Annotated in this window: 8 protein-coding genes and 1 pseudogene; 3 read left to right on the top strand and 6 right to left on the bottom strand. The window is 67.2% G+C overall.

Features of this window, described 5'->3' with window-relative positions; translation table 11 throughout:
* Positions 1-350, top strand: a 350-nt coding sequence (locus Q0L89_RS07470) for a GcrA family cell cycle regulator (RefSeq protein WP_296763531.1), incomplete at its 5' end; no start/stop codon positions are given.
* Between the two features lie 102 nt (positions 351-452).
* On the opposite strand, the gene Q0L89_RS07465 is transcribed toward Q0L89_RS07470, so the two are convergent.
* The 3 genes from Q0L89_RS07465 to fabA all read right to left on the bottom strand — a co-directional run bounded on the left by Q0L89_RS07465 (position 453) and on the right by fabA (position 3,159).
* Entirely contained in the window at positions 453-1,244 is a 792-nt protein-coding gene (locus Q0L89_RS07465; RefSeq protein WP_296763530.1) for an enoyl-ACP reductase, read from the bottom strand.
* A gap of 6 nt (positions 1,245-1,250) precedes the next feature.
* Positions 1,251-2,480, bottom strand: a complete 1,230-nt coding sequence (fabB, locus tag Q0L89_RS07460; protein ID WP_296763529.1) for a beta-ketoacyl-ACP synthase I — start codon at positions 2,478-2,480, stop codon at positions 1,251-1,253.
* Positions 2,481-2,649: 169 nt separating this feature from the next.
* Positions 2,650-3,159 carry a bifunctional 3-hydroxydecanoyl-ACP dehydratase/trans-2-decenoyl-ACP isomerase gene (fabA, locus tag Q0L89_RS07455; RefSeq protein ID WP_296763528.1) on the bottom strand — a complete coding sequence of 170 codons (510 nt, stop codon included), beginning with the start codon at positions 3,157-3,159 and terminating at the stop codon, positions 2,650-2,652.
* Between the two features lie 189 nt (positions 3,160-3,348).
* Here fabA and irrA point away from each other — a divergent pair, with 189 nt between their 5' ends.
* Positions 3,349-3,786, top strand: a complete 438-nt coding sequence (irrA, locus tag Q0L89_RS07450) for an iron response transcriptional regulator IrrA (RefSeq protein WP_296763527.1) — start codon at positions 3,349-3,351, stop codon at positions 3,784-3,786.
* 22 nt (positions 3,787-3,808) lie between these two features.
* Here the strand turns inward: irrA and truA are convergent, their stop codons facing one another.
* On the bottom strand, positions 3,809-4,582 hold the full coding sequence (gene truA, locus Q0L89_RS07445) for a tRNA pseudouridine(38-40) synthase TruA (RefSeq protein ID WP_296763526.1): 774 nt from the start codon (positions 4,580-4,582) through the stop codon (positions 3,809-3,811).
* Positions 4,583-4,736: 154 nt separating this feature from the next.
* Here truA and Q0L89_RS07440 point away from each other — a divergent pair, with 154 nt between their 5' ends.
* Entirely contained in the window at positions 4,737-4,922 is a 186-nt protein-coding gene (locus Q0L89_RS07440) for a CTP synthetase (RefSeq protein ID WP_296763525.1), read from the top strand.
* A 228-nt stretch (positions 4,923-5,150) separates the two neighbouring features.
* On the opposite strand, the gene Q0L89_RS07435 is transcribed toward Q0L89_RS07440, so the two are convergent.
* Positions 5,151-5,930, bottom strand: a complete 780-nt coding sequence (locus tag Q0L89_RS07435) for an alpha/beta fold hydrolase (protein ID WP_296763524.1) — start codon at positions 5,928-5,930, stop codon at positions 5,151-5,153.
* A 62-nt stretch (positions 5,931-5,992) separates the two neighbouring features.
* Positions 5,993-6,173, bottom strand: a pseudogene (gene glyA / locus Q0L89_RS07430) (serine hydroxymethyltransferase); the annotation flags it as partial.

The raw sequence follows: 6,173 nt of genomic DNA, 5'->3' as shown, positions 1-6,173 counted from the left end.
GGCCCACGGCCGCGCCCGCCGCGGAGGGGCCGGAGGCGCCCGCCGCCGAGGCGCCGGCACCGCAGGGCCGCAAGGCGATCATCCCCGCCGGGCAGCCGTTGCCGCCGCAGCCCTCGGCCAACGAGATCAGCCCCGAGGCGCTTGCCAAGGTCAGCGAGATCGAGAAGAAGGCCCGCCGCCTGACGCTGATGGAGCTGACCGAGCGGACCTGCAAATGGCCCGTCGGCGATCCGGCGACCGACGATTTCTGGTTCTGCGGCCTGCCGGTGCAATCGGGCAAGCCCTATTGCGAAGCCCATGTCGGCGTCGCCTTCCAGCCGATGAGTTCGCGCCGCGACCGCAAACGCTGAGCCGGGGCGCCCTGCGCCGGTGCCGTGCGGTGCTGGCGTCGGATGCCTCCGGCGGGAGTATTTCGGGAAAGATGAAGCGGGGCGCGCCTGCGGAGTGGCGGGTCAGATGTTATCGGCCTGCGGCATGCCCAGGATATGGTAGCCCCCATCGACGCGGAGTATTTCGCCGGTGGTGCAGGCGCCAGCGTCCGAGGCTAGGTAGACCGCAGTGCCGCCCACGGCCTCGAGCGTGGCATTGCCGCCCAGCGGCGCGTTCTGGTCGGTGTGCTTGTAGGTCTTGCGCGCGCCCCCGATGGCGGCGCCGGCCAGCGTCTTCATCGGCCCCGGCGAGATCGCGTTCACCCGGATGCCGTCGCGGCCCAGATCGTTGGCCAGGTAGCGCGTTGCCGATTCCAGCGCCGCCTTGGCCACGCCCATCACGTTGTAGAACGGGGTCACGCGGTTCGATCCCTGGTAGGTCAGCGTCAGCAGGGTGCCGCCGTTGTCCTTCATCAGCGGGTGCGCCCGGCGAGCCACGTCGATGAAGGAATAGGCCGAGATTTCCAGCGAGGTGCGGAAATTGGCGCGGCTGGTGTTGACGAAGCGGCCGGTCAGTTCCGACTTGTCGGAATAGGCGATGGCATGGACGACGAAATCAATCGTCGGCCAGCGCGCCGCCAGCGTGTCAAACGCCGCGTTGAGCGAGGCGTCGTCGGTCACGTCGGCATCCATCAGCAGGTCCGACCCGACAGAGGCCGCCAGCGGCTCAAGCCGCTTGCCGAACGCCTCGCCCTGGTAGGTGAATGCCAGTTCGGCGCCGGCTGCGGCCATGGCGCGCGCGATACCCCATGCGATCGAGCGGTCGTTGGCGACGCCCATGATCAGGCCGCGCTTGCCATCCATTACTCCGCCCATGCGCCGTTACTCCTGAAACCTGGACAGCAGCATCGACCCGTTCGTGCCGCCGAAGCCGAAGCTGTTGGTCATTACCGTATCCAGCCCGGCATCGTCGATGCGGGCGGTTGCGATTTCGCCTTCGTTGATCGCCGGGTCGAGGGTTTCGACGTTGATCGAGGGCGCGATGAAATCGTGGTCGAGCATCACCAGGCAATAGATCGCCTCCTGCGCGCCGGTGGCGCCCTGGCTGTGGCCGGTCATCGACTTGGTCGAGCTGATCGGCGGCGTGGCGCCCTCGCCGAAGACGCGGCGCACCGCCTCGACTTCGCCCACGTCGCCCACCGGCGTCGAGGTGCCGTGGGCGTTGATATAGCTCACCTTGCGGCCCTCGGGCAGCGTGTCCAGCGCCAGGCGCATGGCGCGCTCGCCGCCCTCGCCCGAGGGGGCGACCATGTCGTGACCGTCGCTGGTGGCGGCATAACCCGTCACCTCGGCATATATCTTCGCGCCGCGGGCGCGGGCGTGGTCGAGATCCTCGAGCACCACGATGCCGCCGCCCCCGGCGATGACGAACCCGTCGCGGTCGGCGTCAAAAGCACGGCTGGCGCGCTCGGGGGTGTCGTTGTATTTCGCGCTCATCGCGCCCATGGCGTCAAAGAGGCACGACAGCGTCCAGTCGAGTTCCTCGCCGCCGCCGGCGAACATCACGTCCTGCTTGCCCATCATGATCTGCTCGGCCGCGTTGCCGATGCAGTGCAGTGAGGTCGAACAGGCCGAGGTGATGGAATAGTTGATACCCTTGATCCGGTAGGCGGTGGACAGGTTGGCGCTGATCGTGGATGACATGCACTTGGGCACCGCGAAGGGGCCGATGCGCTTGGGGCTGCCCTTTTCCAGCACCGTCTGGTGCGCGGCCAGCATGGCCGATGTCGACGGCCCGCCCGACCCGGCCACCAGCCCGGTGCGCGGGTTGACGATGTCGGCCTCTTCCAGCCCCGCGTCGGCGATCGCCTGGCCCATGGCGATATGGGCATAAGCCGCGCCCGGCCCCATGAACCGCAGCGTGCGCTTGTCGACGTGTTCGCGCACTTCGATCTTGAGGGTCCCGGCCACCTGGCTGCGAAAGCCGTGTTCGGCCATATCGGGCACCGCCTCGATGCCCGAGCGACCCGCCCTGAGCGCCGCGGTCACCTCCGCGGCCGAGTTTCCGATGGGGGACACGATCCCGAGACCGGTGACGACGACACGCCGCATATTTGCCTCCCTTTGTCTGGCTGCATCCTGTGTAGGACAGCGCCGGAGATGGGGCAAGCGGTTAGCGGAGCCGCGCCGTGCGCGGATACCGGCGCGGCGATGCGCGGCTTGGCAACCGCTGCGAACGCCCGCTCCATCCGGCATGGCAGACAATGGAGCGGGTGCGCGCTCAGCCCTCGCTCAGCGCGACTTTCATGTCGCTGACCTGGTAGATCACCTCGCCATCGGCCTCGACGATGCCGTCGGCCACGCCCATGGTCAGGCGGCGGGTCTGCACGGCCTTGGTGAAATCCACGTAATAGGTCAGCATCTTGCGGTCGGGGCGGACCATGCCGGTCAGCTTGACCTCGCCCACGCCCAGGGCATAGCCGCGCCCCTGCCAGCCGCGCCAGCCGAGGTTGAAGCCGGTAAGCTGCCACAGGCCGTCAAGGCCCAGACAGCCGGGCATGATCGGGTTGCCGGGAAAATGGCACTCGAAGAACCACAGGTCGGGGTGGATGTCGAACTCGGCCACCACATGGCCTTTGCCGTGCTTGCCACCATCGGCCGAGATATCGGTGATGCGGTCCATCATCAGCATCGGCGGCTCGGGCAGTTGCGCGTTGCCGGCGCCGAACAATTCGCCGCGCGCGCAGCGCAGAAGGTCGTCCTTGTCGAAACTGCTTGGATACTGGGCCATGCCGGCGCGCCCCCTCGTGGTGATGTCTGGCTGCAATCTTGCAAGGGGACTTATCACCGCGCGCGCCGGGCTTGCAAGCCTGCCAAACGCCCACCAGGCGGGCCGCTTGGTGGGCAGGGGGCGGAGTTTTCGTTTGAAATTCCCCGGGGCCGATCCCTATATTGACACCTCAAGGAATAGGAGCGGAGCATGAGCGCAGAACCGCAAAATCTCCCGGCCGAAAACGCGCGCCGCGCCAGCAATTGGCTGGCCCGTGGCGGATTGCGCCCGACGCGGCAGCGCCTGACGCTGGCCGCACTGCTGGTCGGCGACGGGCAGGACCGCCACGTCACCGCGGAAAGCCTGTTCACCGCCGCCAGCGACCAGCGCGCCAACGTTTCGATGGCGACTGTCTACAACACGCTGCGCGCATTCTGCGGCGCCGGGCTGATGCAGGAAGTCACCGTCGACGGTACACGCAGCTATTTCGACACCAACACCCATGATCACCCGCATTTCTTCTGGGAAGACACCGGCGTGCTGTGCGATGCGCCTGCCGACGAGTTGCAGATCGCGGCACTGCCCGGCGCGCCCGAAGGGGCCGAGATCGCCAGCGTCGACGTGGTGATCCGCCTGCGCCGCAAGTGACGCGCGGGCGTTGCTGGTTGCCTCAGGCGCCGGCGAACGGGTCTTGCGGGTATCCCACCTCGGCCAGGTACAGCCCCTGCGGCGGGCACACGGGCCCGCAGGCGGCGCGGTCGCGTGCGTCGAGGGCCGCGTGCACGTCGTCAGGATGCCAGGCGCCGACGCCGACGCGTTCCAGGGTGCCGACGATGCTGCGCACCTGGTTGTGGAGGAACGACCGCGCCTTGAGGTGAAAGCGCAACTCGTGGCCCGAGAGGCCGCGCGCCTCTTCGATTTCCAGCATGTCGAGCGTCTTGACCGGGCTTTTCGCCTGGCAGACGGTCGAGCGGAAAGTGGTGAAATCATGATGCCCGACCAGGTGCGCAGCGCCGGCGCGCATCGCGTCCACGTCCAGGTCTCGGCGTACCTGCCAGACCAACCCCGATTCAAGCGAGGCCGGCGCGCGCCGCACCAGCATTCGGAACAGGTAGCGCCGGTGCGTGGCCGAGAACCGCGCGTGCCAGTCGTCGGCTGCGTGCGCACAGGCGGTCACCGCCACCGGCTCGGCTTTCAGGTGGAAATTGAGTGCCTCCATCAGCCGGAACGGTGCCCAATCGCGCACCAGGTCGCAATGCGCCACCTGGCCCAGCGCGTGCACCCCGGTATCGGTGCGCCCCGCCGCGCCGATGCCGGGAATGTCGGGCTCCAGCCGCCTCAGCGCCGTCTCGACCGCACCCTGGACCGTGGGCAGGGCACGCTGGCGCTGCCAGCCGCGGAACGGGCCGCCGTTGTATTCGATCCTGAGCGCATAGCGGGGCATGAGCGCCAGCTAGCCGATAACCGCGCCGGCGAAAAGGGGTTTGGCGCGCCGATCTGACCCAGATCAAGGACCGCGCCGCGGCCCTGCGATAGATTCGGCCAAAGTGAACGGCGCACGCCGATGGGGTCGGTGCCCGATGACGAGGGATGATAATATGCTGAAAGTCGCTTTGCTGGTTTACCTTTTTGCCGGGGTGACCCTTGCGGGGTCGTTCATGGTCGCAGCCCTGGTGGCAGGGTATGACACGCTCAACCCGATCCTGATTGCCGTGGGTGTCGGCGCGGTCATCGCGATGCCGGTATCGTGGGCGGTGGCGCGGGCGATCACCTCGGATAGCTGAGGCAGGCCGGCCCAGGTTCCCGCCGCGCCTCAGGGCGCGCCGCGGGTCGGGCGGTGGCGGTTGATGGGAGGGGTCCCCGTTGGGGCCGCCGCCGCCCGTATTTAGCGCCCTTACGCCGTCAGCGACGCGCCTTGCCGACATCGGTGGGGGTATATCTCGCCAGAAGAATTCAGTGCGCGAAACGTGCGTTCGGCCCGTATGGACGGTAGGTCACGGGGCGGCGTCCGATTATTGTGCGTCGCTGGCCTCGCGATCCAGCCAGACGCGCACCGCGGCCTCGAATTCGCGCGGTTTTTCGGCGTGCAGCCAATGCCCCGCGCCGGGGATCGCGGCGAATTGCGCGGACGGGAATAGCCGTTTTATTTCAGGTCGGTATTCCCGTTTGACGTAATCCGACTCCGCCCCCGACAAGAATAATGCCGGGCCACGATAGGGGCCGGTCAGATCTTGCGGGAAGGACAGGATCCGGGGCATCTCGCGGGCCAGAACGTCAAGGTTGAGGCGCCACTCTTTCTTTTTCACGTTAATGGATTGGGCGAAGAACCCCGCCAATTCCGGCGTCTCGATCTTCGCCGCAAGCTGCGCCTCGGCCTCGGAGCGGTTGGTGACGCGAGTCAGATCAACCGCCTTCATCGCGTCGATATACTGCATCTGGCTGTGCTCGTAGGGCACGGGCGCGATATCTGCCACGATCAGGCGATTCACCAGCTCTGGATGCATCAGCGCCAGCGCCATCGCTGCCTTGCCGCCCATGGAGTGGCCCAGCACATCGACCGGCTGATCGAGGGAGCCGATCACCTCGGCCAGGTCGCCTGCCAGGTCCTTGTAGTCATGTGAATCATACCACGGGCTGTCGCCATGGTTGCGCATGTCCACGGTGACTACCCGGCGCAGGTCCGACAGCTTGCGCGCCAGCGCCCCCCAGTTGCGGCCGGCCCCGAACAGGCCGTGTGCAAGCAGAAGGGTCGGCGAATCGGTTTGATCGCCATATGTCGCAAAGTTCAGCATGTGTCCCGTCTACTGCTTCGGCGTCCGCATGGCCAGCACCTGCTGCCGCGGGGTGTGATGTGTTACAAGTTGCTGTATATCGGGAATTTTTCGCACATCTTTCGGACGTCGTCGCGGATGCGGGCCTCGGTTTCGGTGTTGGCGTCGGGGCCGTTGGCGGCCAGGCCATCGACGACCTCGGTGATCCACTGGCCGATGCGGCGGAACTCGGCCTCATTGAAGCCGCGCGTGGTGCCCGCCGGC

This window comes from Sediminimonas sp., assembly GCF_024637375.1.
Lineage (GTDB): Bacteria > Pseudomonadota > Alphaproteobacteria > Rhodobacterales > Rhodobacteraceae > Sediminimonas.
Note: the sequence above shows the minus strand (reverse complement) of the source record. Positions and strands in the feature narration are given on the sequence as shown.

Excerpts from the sequence above, each read along its gene's own strand:
- Q0L89_RS07465 (WP_296763530.1), bottom strand. The coding sequence starts at position 1,244 with ATGGGCGGAGTAATGGATGGCAAGCGCGGCCTGATCATGGGCGTCGCC.
- fabB (WP_296763529.1), bottom strand. The coding sequence starts at position 2,480 with ATGCGGCGTGTCGTCGTCACCGGTCTCGGGATCGTGTCCCCCATCGGA.
- fabA (WP_296763528.1), bottom strand. The coding sequence starts at position 3,159 with ATGGCCCAGTATCCAAGCAGTTTCGACAAGGACGACCTTCTGCGCTGC.
- irrA (WP_296763527.1), top strand. The coding sequence starts at position 3,349 with ATGAGCGCAGAACCGCAAAATCTCCCGGCCGAAAACGCGCGCCGCGCC.
- truA (WP_296763526.1), bottom strand. The coding sequence starts at position 4,582 with ATGCCCCGCTATGCGCTCAGGATCGAATACAACGGCGGCCCGTTCCGC.
- Q0L89_RS07440 (WP_296763525.1), top strand. The coding sequence starts at position 4,737 with ATGCTGAAAGTCGCTTTGCTGGTTTACCTTTTTGCCGGGGTGACCCTT.
- Q0L89_RS07435 (WP_296763524.1), bottom strand. The coding sequence starts at position 5,930 with ATGCTGAACTTTGCGACATATGGCGATCAAACCGATTCGCCGACCCTT.